Source organism: Yoonia vestfoldensis SKA53 (assembly GCF_000152785.1).
Taxonomy (GTDB): domain Bacteria; phylum Pseudomonadota; class Alphaproteobacteria; order Rhodobacterales; family Rhodobacteraceae; genus Yoonia; species Yoonia vestfoldensis_A.
In genome coordinates this window covers 1,156,013-1,172,844 of record NZ_CH672414.1, presented here as the reverse complement: position 1 = coordinate 1,172,844, position 16,832 = coordinate 1,156,013, and the positions used below count along the sequence as shown (strand labels likewise).

Annotated in this window: 17 protein-coding genes; 13 read left to right on the top strand and 4 right to left on the bottom strand. The window is 61.8% G+C overall.

Features of this window, described 5'->3' with window-relative positions; all coding sequences use genetic code 11:
- Positions 1-231: 231 nt before the first annotated feature.
- From SKA53_RS05755 to der, 3 genes are read left to right on the top strand one after another with little or no spacing between them, the layout of a single operon-like run.
- A complete protein-coding gene (locus SKA53_RS05755) occupies positions 232-891 on the top strand; it encodes a tetratricopeptide repeat protein (RefSeq protein WP_040483157.1) in 660 nt (219 codons plus the stop codon).
- A 28-nt stretch (positions 892-919) separates the two neighbouring features.
- The gene (locus tag SKA53_RS05750; RefSeq protein ID WP_007205138.1) at positions 920-2,203 is read left to right on the top strand and encodes a PQQ-like beta-propeller repeat protein; all 1,284 of its coding nucleotides are present in this window, start codon (positions 920-922) and stop codon (positions 2,201-2,203) included.
- 48 nt (positions 2,204-2,251) lie between these two features.
- A complete protein-coding gene (der, locus tag SKA53_RS05745) occupies positions 2,252-3,709 on the top strand; it encodes a ribosome biogenesis GTPase Der (protein ID WP_007205137.1) in 1,458 nt (485 codons plus the stop codon).
- Here der and SKA53_RS05740 read toward each other — a convergent pair.
- Both SKA53_RS05740 and serS read right to left on the bottom strand, forming a co-directional pair.
- Positions 3,699-4,409, bottom strand: coding sequence for a hypothetical protein (locus SKA53_RS05740; RefSeq protein WP_007205136.1), 711 nt, complete (start codon positions 4,407-4,409; stop codon positions 3,699-3,701). The two genes, der and SKA53_RS05740, sit on opposite strands and share 11 nt — an antisense overlap.
- Complete coding sequence (gene serS / locus SKA53_RS05735) at positions 4,406-5,698, bottom strand: serine--tRNA ligase (RefSeq protein ID WP_007205135.1); 1,293 nt, start codon at positions 5,696-5,698, stop codon at positions 4,406-4,408. Before serS ends, SKA53_RS05740 begins: the two co-directional genes overlap by 4 nt.
- 249 nt (positions 5,699-5,947) lie before the next feature.
- On the opposite strand from serS, the gene yajC reads away from it, so the two are divergent.
- From yajC to SKA53_RS05690, 9 genes are read left to right on the top strand one after another with little or no spacing between them, the layout of a single operon-like run.
- Positions 5,948-6,229 carry a preprotein translocase subunit YajC gene (yajC, locus tag SKA53_RS05730; RefSeq protein ID WP_007205134.1) on the top strand — a complete coding sequence of 94 codons (282 nt, stop codon included), beginning with the start codon at positions 5,948-5,950 and terminating at the stop codon, positions 6,227-6,229.
- 21 nt (positions 6,230-6,250) lie between these two features.
- Complete coding sequence (secD, locus tag SKA53_RS05725) at positions 6,251-7,912, top strand: protein translocase subunit SecD (RefSeq protein ID WP_040482816.1); 1,662 nt, start codon at positions 6,251-6,253, stop codon at positions 7,910-7,912.
- A gap of 4 nt (positions 7,913-7,916) precedes the next feature.
- On the top strand, positions 7,917-8,885 hold the full coding sequence (gene secF / locus SKA53_RS05720; protein ID WP_007205132.1) for a protein translocase subunit SecF: 969 nt from the start codon (positions 7,917-7,919) through the stop codon (positions 8,883-8,885).
- 12 nt (positions 8,886-8,897) lie between these two features.
- The gene (locus tag SKA53_RS05715; RefSeq protein ID WP_007205131.1) at positions 8,898-9,251 is read left to right on the top strand and encodes an Mth938-like domain-containing protein; all 354 of its coding nucleotides are present in this window, start codon (positions 8,898-8,900) and stop codon (positions 9,249-9,251) included.
- Positions 9,252-9,866: a heme ABC exporter ATP-binding protein CcmA gene (gene ccmA / locus SKA53_RS05710; RefSeq protein WP_007205130.1), complete on the top strand. Its 615-nt coding sequence runs from the start codon at positions 9,252-9,254 to the stop codon at positions 9,864-9,866. It abuts the gene before it with no gap.
- Positions 9,863-10,519: a heme exporter protein CcmB gene (ccmB, locus tag SKA53_RS05705; RefSeq protein ID WP_007205129.1), complete on the top strand. Its 657-nt coding sequence runs from the start codon at positions 9,863-9,865 to the stop codon at positions 10,517-10,519. The genes ccmA and ccmB overlap by 4 nt, the downstream gene beginning before the upstream one ends.
- Before the next feature lie 42 nt (positions 10,520-10,561).
- The gene (locus tag SKA53_RS05700; protein ID WP_050752670.1) at positions 10,562-11,290 is read left to right on the top strand and encodes a heme ABC transporter permease; all 729 of its coding nucleotides are present in this window, start codon (positions 10,562-10,564) and stop codon (positions 11,288-11,290) included.
- The gene (ccmD, locus tag SKA53_RS05695) at positions 11,283-11,426 is read left to right on the top strand and encodes a heme exporter protein CcmD (RefSeq protein ID WP_007205127.1); all 144 of its coding nucleotides are present in this window, start codon (positions 11,283-11,285) and stop codon (positions 11,424-11,426) included. Before SKA53_RS05700 ends, ccmD begins: the two co-directional genes overlap by 8 nt.
- Complete coding sequence (locus SKA53_RS05690; protein WP_007205126.1) at positions 11,419-11,958, top strand: DsbE family thiol:disulfide interchange protein; 540 nt, start codon at positions 11,419-11,421, stop codon at positions 11,956-11,958. The genes ccmD and SKA53_RS05690 overlap by 8 nt, the downstream gene beginning before the upstream one ends.
- Positions 11,959-12,033: 75 nt before the next feature.
- Here SKA53_RS05690 and acnA read toward each other — a convergent pair whose 3' ends face one another.
- Positions 12,034-14,811 carry an aconitate hydratase AcnA gene (acnA, locus tag SKA53_RS05685; protein WP_007205125.1) on the bottom strand — a complete coding sequence of 926 codons (2,778 nt, stop codon included), beginning with the start codon at positions 14,809-14,811 and terminating at the stop codon, positions 12,034-12,036.
- A 230-nt stretch (positions 14,812-15,041) separates the two neighbouring features.
- Between acnA and SKA53_RS05680 the strand changes: the two genes are divergently transcribed.
- Complete coding sequence (locus tag SKA53_RS05680; RefSeq protein WP_007205124.1) at positions 15,042-15,731, top strand: DUF1223 domain-containing protein; 690 nt, start codon at positions 15,042-15,044, stop codon at positions 15,729-15,731.
- Here SKA53_RS05680 and SKA53_RS05675 read toward each other — a convergent pair.
- Positions 15,728-16,741 (bottom strand): lysophospholipid acyltransferase family protein, encoded by a 1,014-nt coding sequence (locus SKA53_RS05675; RefSeq protein ID WP_242601244.1) that lies wholly within the window; start codon positions 16,739-16,741, stop codon positions 15,728-15,730. The two genes, SKA53_RS05680 and SKA53_RS05675, sit on opposite strands and share 4 nt — an antisense overlap.
- Positions 16,742-16,832: the final 91 nt, after the last annotated feature.

The window sequence follows — 16,832 nt, the reverse complement described above, 5'->3', positions numbered from 1 at the left end:
CTTTAGACACAGGCATCAAAGTACGCCTGATGATAATACGCGCAAAATGCGCGGGTGGATCACGTTTTAAACTGAACCATTCAGTTCAAGTTATGCTGGCATTAACCTGCGGACAAGCGAGAATTTGGTGCCTTGGGGTGGCAATCTGCGCTCTGCTCTTGTCCAGTAGGCGGGCTTCACGATATGAACCCTGCAATGATCATGCCGCTTGCGGCGCAAAAGGGGGCCGGGATGAGCAATCCAGACAGCTTTATCGACGAAGTCACCGAGGAAATGCGCCGTGACAAGCTGTTTGGCTATCTGCGCCGCTATGGCTGGGTCGCGGTGCTGATCGTGCTGGGGATCGTCGGTGGCACAGCCTGGAATGAATACCGCAGCGCACAAGACCGCGCGGCAGCGCAGGCGGCGGGCGATGCCTTGCTCGCGGCCTTGGCCGAAAATGACGAAGCGGCGCGTGCGACGGCGATGGCTGCGGTGAGTGCCGCAGGCAATGCCGCCGTGATCACCGCGCTGCTGACGGCATCGACGCAACAGCAGGCAGGACAGGCCGAGGCCGCCGCCGCAAGTTTAAGCGCGCTTGCCACCAATGCCGACACCACTGCGATCTACCGCGATCTGGCGGCGATCAAGGCGGCGATGCTGCCTGTGGGGGACATGCCCGCCCGTCTGGCCGCGCTTGCGCCTTTGGCCCAGCCCGGCCAACCCTTTCGGCTGCTGGCGCTGGAACAGATGGCCTATCTGACGCTGGAAACCGGTGATCAGACCGGCGCGGTTGCGATCCTGCGCCAGATTGCCGAAGATGCCGCCGTGACCCGTGGCCTCTCGGACCGGGTGCAGACCCTGCTGATTGCGCTTGGTGAAGACGCGGCGGGTGCCGCATTGGCGCAGTAACTGGCCGAAAAAACGGATTGGACCCCCCATGACCCTGAGACCCTTCATTGGTGCTGCCTTCGTCCTGTCGGTACTGGCTGCCTGTGGTGAAGAGCAGATCATCCTGCCCGGCGACCGGTTCGACATCCGCGACACAGCCCCTGTGGTCAACCAGACCCTGCCCTTGGCGCTGCCCCAGGCGCAGGTCAATGCCGACTGGACCCAGCGCGCGGCAATTCCGGCGCATCCTGCCCTTGGGGCGGCATTGCAGCCTGTTTTTGTTGCCGATATCGGGCAGGGTGACAGCCGCCGTGCGCGCCTGACAGGCGAACCGGTGGTCGTAGACGGCGTGATCTATACCGTCGATTCCGGCGCGACGGTGACAGCGACCGGGGCTGCCGGCCAAACCATCTGGCAGCGCGACCTGACACCTGACCGTTTCAACGCGGGGCAGGCATCGGGCGGGGCGGTGTCTTTTGGCGGCGGGCGGGTCTATGTCACGACCGGATTTGGTGAAATCAGCGCGCTAGACCCCGCCACGGGGGCGGTGATCTGGACCAAGACGCTGAACGCGCCGGTCAATGCGCCTGCGACCATCAACGGTGATCTGGTCTATGTCGTGGCCCGCGACAGCACGGCTTGGGCGCTGGATGCCGCAACAGGCCTGACGCGCTGGCAGCAAAGCGGCACGCCGTCACTGACGACCTTTGCGGGCAGCGCCGCCGTTGCGGTCAGCGGTGAAACCGTAGTGATTCCATTCCCGTCGGGTGAAATACTGGCCACCTATCCCCAGGGCGGGCTGCCGCGCTGGACCAATGTTGTGGCGGGCGACCGGCTGGGCCGTGCCGCCAGTCTTGTCAGCGATATCGCCGGTGCGCCGGTGATCGACGCGGGCCGCGTCTATGCCGCAAGTTTCGGCGGACGCAGCGTTGCCTTTGATATCCGCGACGGCAGCCGCATCTGGACTGCGGGCGAGGGGGCTGTTGGCCCGATCTGGCCTGCGGGCGGGTCGTTGTTCATGGTCAATGATATCAGCGAACTGGTTCGGCTTGATGCCGCCACCGGCGCGCCTGTTTGGCGCGTGGACCTGCCCGATTTTGAGGGTGACAATACCGGCCGCCAGCGCAGCGTGATCGCGCATTTCGGCCCGGTACTGGCCGGGGGGCGGTTGATTGTGGCCTCCTCTGACGGGGTGATCCGGCAGTTTGATCCGGCCTCTGGCGCGTTGATTGGCACGATTGGCTTGCCCGGTGGGGCGGCTTCGGCGCCGGTGGTGGCGGGCCAGACCCTTTACGTCATCAGCAAGACAGGGCAACTGCACGCTTTCCGTTAGGCCCTGAATGGTGTAGCGGACGCATCTAGCGCGTCAGGAGCCGTAGATATGACCTTTACCCTTGCCATCGTGGGCCGTCCCAATGTGGGAAAATCCACCTTGTTCAACCGACTTGTCGGCAAGAAACTGGCGTTGGTCGATGACCAGCCCGGCGTCACCCGTGATTTGCGCGAAGGCGAAGGGCGGCTGGCCGATCTGCGGTTTACCGTGATCGACAGCGCCGGTCTGGAAGAAGCCACCGACGACAGCCTGCAAGGCCGGATGCGCCGCCTGACCGAACGTGCGGTGGAAATGGCCGATGTCTGCCTGTTCATGATCGACGCGCGGGCCGGTGTTCTGCCTGCCGATCAGGTTTTTGCCGATATCCTGCGCAAGAAGAACGCGAACGTCATTCTGGCCGCGAACAAGGGCGAAGGCCGCGCCGCTGATAACACCATCCTCGAGGCCTATGCGCTGGGTCTGGGCGAGCCGATCCGCATTTCCGCCGAACATGGCGAAGGCATGGGCGAATTGATGGATGTGCTCCGCCCGATTTCCGATGCTTTCGAGGAACGCGCCGCATTGGACGCGCCCGAAACCGATGTCGATGTGGGCGAAGACGACGAAGATGCGCCGCGCGTGCCGACCATCGCCAAACCTTTGCAGATTGCAGTTGTGGGCCGCCCCAATGCGGGCAAATCCACCCTGATCAACAAGATCATCGGCGAAGAACGCCTGCTGACCGGACCTGAGGCGGGGATCACCCGCGATGCGATTTCCGTGAAACAGGTTTGGGCGGGGCCGGACGGTATTGGCGTGCCGATGCGGATCTTTGATACCGCAGGTATGCGCCGCAAGGCCAAGATCCATGAAAAACTGGAAAAACTGTCAGTGTCGGACGGCCTGCGCGCGGTAAAATTCGCCGAAGTCGTGGTTGTCCTGCTCGACGTGGAAATCCCGTTCGAACAGCAGGATTTGCGCATCGCAGACCTTGCCGAGCGTGAAGGCCGCGCCGTGGTGATCGCGGTGAACAAATGGGACACCGAGGACGACAAGCAGGACAAATTGCGCGAATTGCGCGAAAGTTTCGAGCGCCTGCTGCCACAGCTGCGCGGCGCGCCTTTGGTCACGGTATCGGCCAAGACGGGCAAGGGTCTCGATAAGCTGCAACAGGCGATCATGCGCGCGCATGACGTCTGGAACCGCCGTGTGACCACCGCACAATTAAACCGCTGGCTGATCGGCATGCTGGAACAGCACCCGCCGCCCGCCCCGGGGGGCAAGCGGATCAAGATGCGTTACGCCACGCAGGTGAAAACCCGCCCGCCCGCATTCGTGGTGATGACATCGCATCCCGACCTGATGCCCGAAAGCTATAAACGCTATCTGGTCAACGGGTTGCGGGCTGATTTTGATATGCCGGGTACGCCGATCCGGCTGTATCTGCGCGATCAGGGTGACAAGAACCCCTACAAGGATAAAAAATCCTCGCAGCCGTCGCGCCTGTCAAAGCATCTCAAGAAATAGGGCGGCCCGTGGTGGTGATGGCCAGGATCGTCATCACCGCGATACCCGCCCCCGCCAGCAGGCTGACGCCCAACGCAGCAGTGCCATTGGCCATGATGATCGCGAACAAGGCCCAGATTACTGTCAGCCCGTAACCGGGTGCGCGGCTGCGCCATTGGGTAAAGACCGCGACGCCAAGGGCTGCGATGATCCCGACATAGGCCCAGCCCAACGCGCCCATCAGCACGCCGTATCCCGCCGCCGTGCTGCCCAGCGACACGAAAGCCGCCGCCGTCAGCCAGCCCGCATAGATCGAGACCGGCGCGCGCAACCAGTACCGGTCGGTTCGCGGGGCTACCATCACGGCCCAGATCGCAGGCACCGCCATCGCAAAGATCAGCACCGTTGCCCAGATCGGGCTGGCGTTGGCGACCGCCAGCCACGGCGTGCCGAGCGCAAGGCTGATCAGCAGCGGCAGGCGCACGCGGTCCCAAGCCCGCGCGCCGCGCCGTTTCCACAGCCCGTAAACCGCCGACACAACCAACCAGCCATAGATCAGACCCCAGATCGCAAAGGCATAGCCCGCAGGCTGGATCGGCGGGTCGATCTGCGGGATCGGCAATTGATCGGCGCGAAAGCCGCTGAACGGGCTGGTAAACAGGGGCGAGGTGACGAATGTCACCGTGAATAGCAGGGTCAGATAGGCCCGGATATGTGTCATTCGAGCATACCTTCGGCCGTGATCCGCGTCTTGCCGCCCAGATAGGGGTGCAGCGCTGCAGGCAGATCGACCGATCCGTCCTCTTGCTGGCCGTTTTCCACCACGGCGATCAGGGTGCGGCCCACGGCGAGGCCTGATCCGTTCAGCGTGTGGACGAATTCGGGCTTGCCGCCGCCTGCGGGGCGGAACCGCGCATTCATGCGCCGCGCCTGATAATCGCCGCAGACCGAGACAGAGCTGATTTCGCGGTAGGTGTTCTGACCGGGCAGCCAGACCTCGATATCATGGGTCTTGGTGGCACCGGCACCCATGTCGCCCGCGCAGAGCACGACGGTGCGGTAAGGCAGGCCCAGCCGTTCCAGCACGGTTTGCGCGCATTGCGTCATGCGGTCGTGTTCGGCGGCACTTTGATTGGGGGTCGTGATGCTGACCATCTCGACCTTTTCGAACTGGTGCTGGCGCAGCATCCCCGATGTGTCGCGGCCTGCCGATCCTGCCTCGGAGCGGAAACAAAGCGTGTGGGCGACATGGCGGCGGGGCAGGGTGGATTCGTCCACCGTTTCGCCATTGACGATATTGGTCAGCGTGACTTCGGCGGTGGGGATCAGCCACCAGCCATTGGTGGTCTGATAGCTGTCCTCGCCGAATTTGGGCAGCTGGCCGGTGCCGTACATCATGTCTTCGCGGACCATGACGGGGGTGATGGTTTCTGTCAGCCCGTGCTCCTCGACATGCAAATCCAGCATGAATTGCGCCAATGCGCGGTGCAGGCGCGCGACAGCGCCGCTCAGCAACACAAAACGGCTGCCGGACAGTTTTGCGGCGGTTTCAAAATCCATGCCCTGTTTGATACCCGCGATGTCGTAATGTTCGACCGGCGCAAAGCTGAAGATGCGTGGCGTGCCATGACGGCGGATTTCGACATTGTCGGCCTCGTCCTTGCCATCGGGGATAGAAGGGTCGGGCAGGTTGGGCAGCGTGGCCAGCAGGTCGCTCAGCGCCTGATCTTTCGCTTTCGCCTCGTCGTTCATGGCGGCGATGCGGGATTTGCTGTCGGCGATCAAGCCACGCAGGCGGTCGAATTCGGCGTCGTCGCCGCGCGCCTTGGCGGCGCCCACATCCTTGGACGCTTTGTTCGCCTCGGCCTGCGCGGTTTCGGCGGCAAGGATCAGCTTGCGCCGCGCCTCGTCCAGATCAAGGATCGTGGCCGCGACAGGGGCCAGCCCGCGCCGGGACAGGGCCGTATCAAACGCATCCGGAGTGTCGCGGATTGATCGGATATCATGCATGGGCTTGTCCTTGGCTTGGTCGTTTGCGCGACATATGCCGCAGTTTGCGGGCAGAGGAAAGTAGGCCAGATCACGCCCACCCCCAAAGCTGGCGCAAAAGTGCGCCCCGCGCGGGCCTGCCCGATTGCATCCGGCGCACCCTTGCCCCATATGGCACAAGGAAGGGACCTTGTTGCAAATCAGCCTTGCAACTTTTAGGGTCTTGCGACTGTCGGGCCGCCAGGCCCCAACCAATACAAGGGATCCAAAATGAGAGCTGCCGATCTGGTTATGTTGCTGTTGATCTTCGGGATCATGTATTTCCTGCTGATCCGGCCTCAGCAAAAGCGGGTGAAAGAACATGCCGCGATGCTGGCTGCACTGCGCCGAGGCGATCAGGTCGTCACGCAGGGTGGCGTTGTCGGCAAGATCGTCAAGGTCAAGGACGAGGTCAGCGAGGTCGAGGTCGAGATCGCCTCTGGCGTTATCGTCCGTGTCATGAAGCCGACGATCGTATCGGTGCTGAACAAGACCGAGCCGACCAAAACCTAACGACGCCGAAAAGGCCGCCAGATGCTGTCTATTTCTTATCCCAAGCAGATCATGATCTGGCTGACCGTGGTGGTTGGCCTGATGCTGGCGCTACCGAACGGGTTTTACAGCCGTGTCGAGGTGGCGAATGATGCGCGCGCGCTGATCGCCACGGGCCAGACCAGTGCCGCGCTGGAACATGATGCCGGTCTTTGGCCGTCATTCCTGCCATCCACGCTGGTTAATCTGGGGCTGGATCTGCGCGGTGGCGCGCATCTGCTGGTCGAAGTCGCGGTGCAGGATGTCCACGCATCCTTTCTCGAAGGTTTCTGGCCGCAGGTGCGTGACGTGTTGGCGGCGGAACGCGATGTTGTGGGCTTTGTGACGCGCGAGGAAGGCCCCGCCAGTGAATTGCGCGTGCGCATTTCTGATGCGGCGGGGGCCGCGCGCGCCTTTGAGCTGGTGCGCGGTCTGGGCCGTCCGGTCACGTCTTTCACCGGGGCTGCGGCGTCCAATATCGACGTGCGGATCAATGGCACCTTGCTGACCATCACGATCAACGAGGCGGAAATGTCCGCCATGAACGAACGCACGATGCTGCAAACGCTGGAAATTATCCGCCGCCGCATCGACGAGGTTGGGACCCGTGAACCCACGATCCAACGCCAAGGGCTCGAACGCGTGCTGGTGCAGGTGCCCGGTGTCGGATCGGCGCAGGAAATCAAGGACCTGCTGGGCACCACCGCACAGCTGACATTCAACCCTGTGGTCGCGCGCACCAGCAATGCAAACCAATCCCCCGGTACCGGCAATTTCCTTGTGCCATCGCTGGATGACCCGGGGCTGTTCTATATCCTTGAACGCCGCCCAGTCGTGACCGGCGAACAGCTCGAAAACGCGCAGCTGGATTTCGACCAGAACGGGCGGGCGGCGGTTGGCTTTCGGTTCAACACCTCTGCCGCGCGGGTTTTCGGCGATTATACTTTGGCCAATATCGGATCGCCCTTTGCCATCGTGCTGGATAACGAGGTGATTTCCGCCCCCACGATCCAAAGCCATATTCCGGGTGGATCGGGCATCATTACCGGCAATTTCACCACCGAAGAGGCCACCAATCTTGCCGTGCTGCTGCGCGCGGGTGCCTTGCCTGCGGAACTGACCTTTCTGGAAGAACGCACCATCGGCCCCGAATTAGGGCAGGATTCGATTGATGCGGGCCGTCTGGCCGCGCTGGTGGGCGGGCTGCTGGTCGTCTTGTTCATGGGTCTGAGCTATGGTCTTTTCGGCTGGTTTGCCAATACCGCGCTGGTGATCAACCTTGGCCTGATCTTTGGCGTGCTGTCGCTGGTGGGCGCCACGCTGACGCTGCCCGGGATCGCGGGGATCGTGCTGACCGTGGGTATGGCGGTGGATGCCAATGTGCTGGTGTTCGAACGTATCCGTGAAGAATTGAAAACCGCCAAAGGCCCGGCCCGCGCGATCGAGCTTGGCTATGAACGCGCGCTATCGGCGATCACGGACAGCAATTTCACCACTTTCATGGTGGCGGTGATCCTGTTTGCGCTGGGGTCCGGCCCTGTGCGCGGTTTCGCCATCACGCTGGGACTGGGGATCATTACATCGGTCTTTACCGCGATTTTCGTCACCCGGTCGCTGATTTCCATCTGGTTCGCATACCGCCGACCCAAGACAATCGAGGTTTGACGCCATGCGCCTGCGGCTGGTTCCTGAACAGACGAATATCAACTTTTTCCGCTATGCTTGGCTGAGCTTTGGCGCGTCCGCGCTGATGGTGGTCATGTCGTTGGTGGTGTTTGTGGTGTATGGCCTGAATTTCGGGATCGATTTTCGCGGCGGCACGTCGATCCGCACGGAATCGACCCAATCCGTCGATGTCGCCGCCTATCGCGAGGCGCTGAACCCGCTTGAATTGGGCGATATCAGTATCACGCAGGTCTTTGATCCGACCTTTGACGATGACCAGAATGTCGCGATGATCCGGATTCAGGCGCAAGATGGCGATGAAAGCATCTCGCCGCAGACAATTGCGCAGATTCAAGACGCCCTGCGCGGCGTTGCCCCCGACATTACCTTCCCATCCGTGGAAAGCGTGGGGCCAAAGGTGTCGGGCGAATTGATCCGCACGGCGGTCATGGCGGTTTTGGGCGCGTTGACGGCGATCGTGATTTACATCTGGCTGCGGTTCGAGTGGCAATTTGCCGTGGGCGCAGTGGCTGCGCTGATCCATGACGTGGCGCTGACGATTGGGATTTTTTCGATGTTCCAGATCAGGTTCGATCTGGCGATTATCGCGGCGCTGCTGACCATCGTGGGCTATTCGATCAACGACACCGTGGTCGTGTTTGACCGCGCCCGCGAAAACCTGCGCAAATACAAGGCCAAGCCCTTGGTTGATGTGTTGAACCTGTCGGCCAATGAAACGCTCAGCCGCACGATCATGACCTCTGGCACGACGCTGATCGCGTTGATTGCATTGCTGGTGTTGGGCGGTGATGTGATCCGGGGCTTTGTCTTTGCGATTGCATGGGGCATCATTGTCGGGACTTATTCTTCGCTTTATGTCGCCAAGAACATCGTGCTGATGTTGGGGGTCAAGCGGGATTGGTCCAAAAAAGACCCCGCCGCAGGCACCAAATACGGCCATATTGATAGCTGAGGCGGGAAACCGATGCGCCTGAACGAGATCAGATATAATGATTCTGTCCCGATTGACGGCTATGGCCCCGGCTTTTTTCGCATCGGCGGCAAGGTCGTGCAGGGCGCTGTGCTGGTGTTCCCGACAGGCGTGTCACCTTGGGACGGGTTCACGGATACGGGTGCGATCATCGACCGGATGGCGGATGTCGATGTGGTGTTCGTCGGCACTGGTGCGGAAATCGCGCATCTGCCTGCGGATTTTCGCAGCACGCTCGAACAGGCCGGGATCGGCGTGGAAAGCATGGCGTCGCCTGCTGCCTGTAGGACCTATAATGTGCTTTTATCCGAAGGGCGCCGCGTCGCGGTTGCCCTGATCCCTGTCTGAATGTTGCATGTCGTGGGTCTGGGCTGCGCCCGCGGCGGTGCAGCGGTCCTGAGCAATGTCAGCTTTGATCTGGTCGCAGGGCAGGCGCTGGTCCTGCGTGGGCCCAATGGCATTGGCAAAACCACCTTGCTGCGCACGCTGGCGGGGCTGCAACCGCCGATCACTGGCGATGTGGTGATGCCAGAGGAAACAGCCGCCTATGCCAGCCATGCCGACGGGATCAAGACCGCGCTGACGGTGACCGAAAACCTGGCCTTTTGGGCCGAGGTTTACGGCATGCCGCTGGATCTGGCGGTGCTGGACAGGTTCGATCTGGCTGGCTTGCGCAACCGGCAGGGCGGCACCCTGTCGGCGGGGCAAAAGCGGCGGCTGGGGCTGGCGCGGCTGGCGGTGATCGGGCGCAAGATCCTGTTTCTGGATGAACCGACCGTGTCGCTGGACACAGGATCGGTGGCGATGTTCGCGCGCTGGCTGCAGGGGGACCATCTGGCCCAAGGCGGGATTGCGGTGATCGCTACCCATATTGATCTGGGGCTTGATGCGCCCGTGCTCGACCTGACCCCGTTCCAATCCGCCCCCGGCACCGGCGGCGGCACGGATGAGGCGTTTTTGTGATCGCCTTGCTGAAACGCGACTTGCGGCTGGCGTTGCGGGCAGGCGGCGGGTTTGGCCTTGGCCTTGCGTTTTTCCTGATCGTGGTGGTGCTGGTGCCGTTCGGCGTTGGGCCTGACCGTGACGTCCTCAGCCCGATTGCACCGGGTATCTTGTGGATCGGGGCCTTGCTGGCGGCGCTTTTGTCGCTGGACCGGATCTTTGCGCTGGATTTCGAGGATGGATCGCTGGCCTTGCTGGCCACATCGCCCTTGCCACTGGAGGCTGCAGGGCTGATCAAGGCCTGCGCGCATTGGATCACCACGGGCCTGCCGCTGACATTGGCGGCACCGTTGTTCGGCTTTTTGCTGTTGATGACGCCAGAGGCCTACGGCTATCTGCTGGCATCCTTGCTGATCGGCACGCCGGCCCTGTCGATGATCGGCACCTTTGGGGCCGCACTGACCGTCGGCTTGCGCCGCGGCGGGCTGTTGTTGTCGCTGCTGGTGCTGCCGCTTTATGTGCCGACGCTGATCTTCGGGGCCGAGGCGGTGCGGCGTGGCGCGGCGGGGCTGGACGCCAGCGGCGCGCTGATCTTGCAGGGGGGGATCACGGCGGGCTGTTTCGCGATCCTGCCATTCGCCACTGCGGCCGTGTTACGCATCAATCTGCGGTGATCGGGGATTGAGCCAGATGTGTCAGAAGGATAAATAGACGCCATGTCGTTATGGGAATATGCCAATCCAAGGCTTTTTATGAGCTGGACAAGATCTGTCCTGCCCTGGACCTTTGGTCTGGCGGGGGTCTGTCTGGTCGTTGGATTGATCTGGGGGTTCTTTTTCACCCCCAATGATTTCAGACAGGGATCGACGGTCAAGATCATTTACCTGCATGTGCCCGCCGCGCTGATGGCGATCAATGCCTGGATCATGATGCTGGTGGCCTCAATGATCTGGGTCGTGCGCCGCCATCACGTCAGCGCGCTGGCCGCAAGGGCGGCTGCCCCTGTGGGGGTGGTGATGACGCTGATCGCGCTGTGGACCGGCGCTGTCTGGGGCCAGCCGATGTGGGGGACATGGTGGGCATGGGACCCGCGCCTGACATCCTTTCTGATCCTGTTTTTGTTCTATTTGGGCTATATCGCGCTTTGGGAAGCGATCGAGGACCCCGACACCGCCGCTGACCTGACGTCGATCCTGTGCATCGTGGGGTCGATCTTTGCGATCCTGGCGCGCTATGCGGTGTTTTTCTGGAACCAGGGGCTGCATCAGGGCGCATCATTGTCGCTGGATGCGGAAAAGAACGTGGCGGATGTGTTTTATTACCCGCTGCTGATTTGCATCGCGGGGTTCGTGCTGTTGTTTGTCGCCTTGGTGCTGATGCGCACCCGTACCGAAATTCGCGTGCGCCGGATCAGGGCGTTGCAGGCAAGGGGGCAACATGCCTGATCTGGGAACCTATGCTGTCGAGGTGACGGCGGCCTATGTCGGCAGTATCGCGCTGTTGGCGGGTATACTGGGGCTGAGCTGGCGGCGGTATCTGCGGGTGCGCGCCGCCTTGGACGAGGTTGAAAAGAATGGCTAGGCTGTCGCCCCTGATGATTGTGCCGCCGGTGGTTTTTGCCGCCTTTGCGGGCCTGTTCCTTGCCGGTCTCTTGCGCGACAATCCTGAGGAATTACCATCGACCTTTGTCGGTCGCCAAGCCCCGCCTGTCCCGGCCGAGGCGGTCGCTGGCACCGTGCAATTGACCGATGCCGATCTGCGCAGTGGCGAGGTGACCATCGTCAATTTCTGGGCCAGCTGGTGCCCGCCCTGCCGGGCCGAACATCCCAATCTGCTGGCGCTGCAAGATCAGGGTTACCGTGTCGCCGGTATCAATTTCCGCGACCAGCAACCGCAGGCCTCGGGCTATCTGGTGGATTACGATGATCCGTTCTTTGCCACGGGGTTTGATCTGCGCGGCAGGTCCGCGATTGATTGGGGGGTCACAGCCCCGCCTGAAACATTCATCGTGGATGGTGACGGGATGGTGTTGTTCCGGTTCATCGGCCCGCTGGTGGGGTCGGATTACGAACAAAGGTTTTTGCCTGAACTGGCCAAGGCGACGGGCGGCTAACACGGGTGCGCAAAATGCGCACCTTACGCCGCCTAGCGATAAAAAACCCCGGTGTTTCCACCGGGGTTTTTGCGTTTATGCCACTTTGGCAAGGTTGCGCAGCACATAATGCAACACGCCGCCGTTTTCGATATATTCGATCTCGACCGCGGTATCGATCCGGCATTTGACGGTGATGTTTTTCACCATGCCATCGGCCATCGTGATCTGTGCGGTCATGTCCTGCAATGGTTTCACTGCATCCAGACCAAGGATCGTCACGGTTTCATCGCCGGTCAGGCCCAATGTCTTGCGGGTGTCACCGCCAGTGAACTCGAACGGCACCACGCCCATCCCGACAAGGTTGGACCGGTGGATCCGTTCAAAGCTTTCCGCGATCACGGCCTTGACGCCCAGCAGGGCAGTCCCTTTGGCGGCCCAGTCACGGCTGGACCCGGCGCCATATTGTTCGCCCGCAAAGATGACCAAAGGCGTGCCGTTTTCCTGATGCGCCATTGCCGCGTCAAAAATAGAGGTCTGCGCGCCATCGGGTCCGGTGGTATAGCCGCCTTCGACGCCGTCCAGCATTTCGTTCTTGATGCGGATATTGGCGAAGGTGCCGCGCATCATCACCTCGTGATTGCCGCGCCGCGACCCGTAGGAGTTGAATTCACGCACCGGCACCTGCCGCGCGATCAGATATTGACCGGCGGGGGTGGTGTCCTTGAACGACCCGGCAGGCGAAATATGGTCGGTCGTGACCATGTCACCCAGCACCGCCAGCACCTTGGCGTCATGCACGTTCTGGATCGTGCCGGCATCCTTGGACATGCCGCGGAAATAAGGCGGGTTCTGCACATAGGTGGACGAGGCCGGCCAGTCGTAGGTTTCGCTATCGGTGGTTTCCACCGCCTGCCATTTCTCGTCGCCTTTGAATACATCGGCGTATTTCTTGATGAAGGCTTCGCGCGTCACGGTGCGTTCGACCAGCGCGTTGATTTCCGCCGAGGTGGGCCAGATATCGCGCAGATAGACATCATTGCCGTTCTGGTCCTGCCCGATCACGTCTGTGGCGATATTGATGTTCATATCGCCGACCAGCGCATAGGCCACCACCAGAGGCGGCGAGGCGAGATAATTCGCGCGCACGTCAGGCGAAATGCGGCCTTCAAAGTTGCGGTTGCCTGACAGGACCGATGTGGCGATCAGGTCATAGTCACTGATCGCCTTGCTGATCGCAGGGTCCAGCGGGCCGGAATTGCCGATACAGGTGGTGCAGCCATAGCCGACAAGGTTGAAGCCGATGGCGTCAAGGTCTTCTTGCAGGCCAGCAGCCTCCAGATATTCGGACACGACCTGGCTGCCGGGGGCGAGCGATGTTTTCACCCAAGGTTTGCGGTTCAGACCCAAAGCGCGGGCCTTGCGCGCGACCAGACCGGCCCCGATCATCACATAGGGGTTTGATGTATTGGTGCAGGAGGTGATCGAGGCGATCACGATGGACCCGTCATGCAGCTGATAGCTGCCGTCGGCTGTTTTGACATAGCCACGGCTGTGATGGCCTTCGTCGCAGGGGATGTTGACGGGCTCTGGCTGGCCGCCTTCACCTTCCCAGCGGACTTCTTCCTTGGCGGTGGCTGTCACGCCGCCGCGCACGCCTTTGACGTAATCGCCGAACGCCTTGCCGGCGACATCCAGATTGATGTGGTCCTGCGGGCGTTTGGGGCCTGAAATCGCAGGCACAACGGTGCCCATGTCCAGCGACAGGGTTTCGGTATACACGGGTGCGTAATCCGCGCCACGCCAGAACCCGTTTTCCTTGGCGTAGGCTTCGACCAGCGCGATGCGGTCTTCGTCACGGCCGGTGTTGCGCAGGTAGCGCAGGGTTTCATTGTCGATCGGGAAGAACCCGCAGGTCGCACCATATTCGGGCGCCATATTCGCGATGGTCGCACGGTCGGCCAAGGGCAGGTTATCAAGACCCGCGCCGTAGAATTCGACGAATTTGCCAACCACACCCAGTTTGCGCAGCATTTCCACGACTTTCAGCACCAGATCGGTGCCGGTGGTGCCTTCGGTCATCGCGCCTGTCAGCTCGAAGCCGACAACTTCGGGGATCAGCATCGACACAGGCTGGCCCAGCATCGCGGCCTCGGCCTCGATCCCGCCAACGCCCCAGCCCAGCACAGCCAGACCGTTGACCATGGTGGTGTGGCTGTCGGTGCCGACCAGCGTATCAGGATAGGCGACCAATTCGCCGTTCTGGTCGGTGTCGGTCCAGACGGTCTGCGCCAGATATTCAAGGTTCACCTGATGGCAGATGCCGGTACCCGGTGGGACAACGCGGAAGTTCTGGAACGCCTTTTGGCCCCATTTCAGGAACTGGTACCGTTCCATGTTGCGTTCATATTCGCGGTCCACATTCATCTGGAACGCACGTGGATTGCCGAATTCGTCGATCATCACCGAATGGTCGATCACCAGATCGACAGGGTTCAGCGGGTTGATCTGCTGGGCATCGCCCCCCAGCGCCTTGATCCCGTCGCGCATCGCGGCAAGGTCGACCACGGCGGGAACACCGGTGAAATCCTGCATCAACACGCGGGCAGGGCGATAGGCGATTTCGCGGGGGTTCTTGCCGCCCATCGTGGCCCAGTCGGAAAATGCCTTGATATCATCAACGCTGACCGAAAAGCCGCCATCCTCGAACCGCAGCAGGTTTTCCAGCACCACCTTGAGCGCGGCAGGCAGTTTGGAAAAATCGCCCAAGCCAGCGGCCTGTGCGGCGGGGATCGAATAATAGGCGACCGACTGGTCCCCCACGGTCAATGTCTTGCGGGTTTTGGCGGTGTCTTTGCCGACGGTGACGGTCATGGCTATCCCTTTCATGGCTTATGCAAAGCAAGGCTATTGCTGCGCTTTTGCCCGATGTGCGATGGCCGATCAAGGGGGGTAGATGAAAAATTGTATACCATTGCACACAATAGATGGCTTTTTGCCGGAATCTGATTGAAACATTGTACACAAGACAGTCGCAATTGGTTGATTGGCATTTCGGCCCTTTTTTGCCTAAACGGGTTGGACAGCGTCAGTCGGGATTGAACATGCGCCATTTACGAGTAGCACTTGGGCTGATCGGCCTGCTGGCCACACAGGCCGCAGCCCAGGATAATGCGGTGGTGGTGGAGCTTTATACCTCGCAAGGCTGTTCATCCTGTCCGCCCGCCGATGATATGCTGCGCGCATTGGCCCCGCGTGACGATGTGATCGCGCTGGCGCTGCATGTGGATTACTGGGATTATCTTGGCTGGGTCGATCTGTTCGGCAAGGCAGAACATACCGCCCGCCAGCAGGCCTATGCCCGCGCGGCACAGGCAAAGATGATCTATACGCCGCAAATGATCGTCGGCGGGATCGACCAGATCGTCGGATCGCGCCCGATGCAGGTGATGGATGCATTGCAGGCCCATGCCAGTCAGCCTTATCCGTTCGATCTGCGGCTGGTCCGGTCGGGGGATCTGGTTTCGCTGAACGCGGGGCCGGGGGCTGTGGGCGTCTATGACGTGCAGCTGGTCCGTTATGTGCCGCATCAGACAGTGGCGATCAGAAACGGCGAAAACGCGGGCAATACGGTGGATTACGCCAATATCGTCACGTCCTGGGTGCTTTTGGGGCAATGGGACGGGGCCGCGCCCTTGGCCATGCAGGTGCAGGCCGACGGGCCGGAGGCTGTTGTCGCCATCATCCAGCAGGCGGGGCATGGCGCGATCATGGGGGCGGCGCGGCTGCGCTAGCTGCCTGTGCGCGGTTTCCAACGCCGATGTACCCAGAACCATTGCGCGGGATTGGCCGCGATCTGGCGTTCCAGTGACGCAGTCAGCGCCTGCATCATCGCCAGCGGGGTGCCGGTGTCGATCGGGGCGTCCAGCACGACTGCAAAGGACAGCCCGTCGGGCTGGCGCAGACCGTAATAGGGAATGACCAGCGCATCGGTGCGCAGCGCGATATCGGCGATGGATGTCGCGGTATGCGCGGGCTGGCCCATAAACGGGATCGCGGGGCCATTGGCCGCGACATCGAACAGCAAGGTGCCCATGCCGCCGCCGCGCAGGTGGCGCACAAAGCCCATCGTGCCCTGGCGGCCCTGTGCAAAGACCGGCCCGCCCCAAGATGTCATGGTGCGCGCATAATGGGCGTTGAAAAACGCATTCTGCATCGGCCGGTACAGCCCGCCAATGTCATAGCCCAGACCGGTCAGCACCTGGCGCGGGGCCTCGTGATTGCCGAAATGGCCAGTGGCAAAGATCACTGGGCGTTTGGCGGCGGCAGCCTGTTCCAGCGCCGCAACGCCGGGGCCAGTGGGCAGGGTGCCAGCCAGATGGATGGCCAAATCGCGCCAGCAGTAATTCTCGATCAGGGTGCGGCCGAAATTGTCGCAACAGGCGCGCGCAAGGCGGCGGCGGTCGGCGGTTTCCATATCGGGATAGATCAGCGCTAGATGGGTTTCGGCCCTTTTGCGGTACCCTGCCAGCGGCGCGATCCCGCGCGCAAGCACAGCCCCCATCAGCCGAACACGCGCGGCATAGGGCAGGCGGCGCGCGCTGCCGATCAGGCCGCGCAGGGCAAGGTCAGCGGCACGGTCGGCCAGGCTGCCGGTGATCTGGTCGGGATTGGTCACAGCCGCGGTGCTGCCGTGGCGGGGGCGATCCTGCGCAGATTGGCGCGGTCGGTCACGGCCAGCATCGGTATCCGTCCGCAGAGGGGGCGCAATGCGCGGCACCATCGTGTGGCCAGCTGCGCTCATGGGACCAAGACCCGCCTGTATCATACCAGCGGCGGGCGGTGATGCTGTTTTGCTGTGTCATGCCCAAGGATTAAGCGGATCGTGCCGTGCT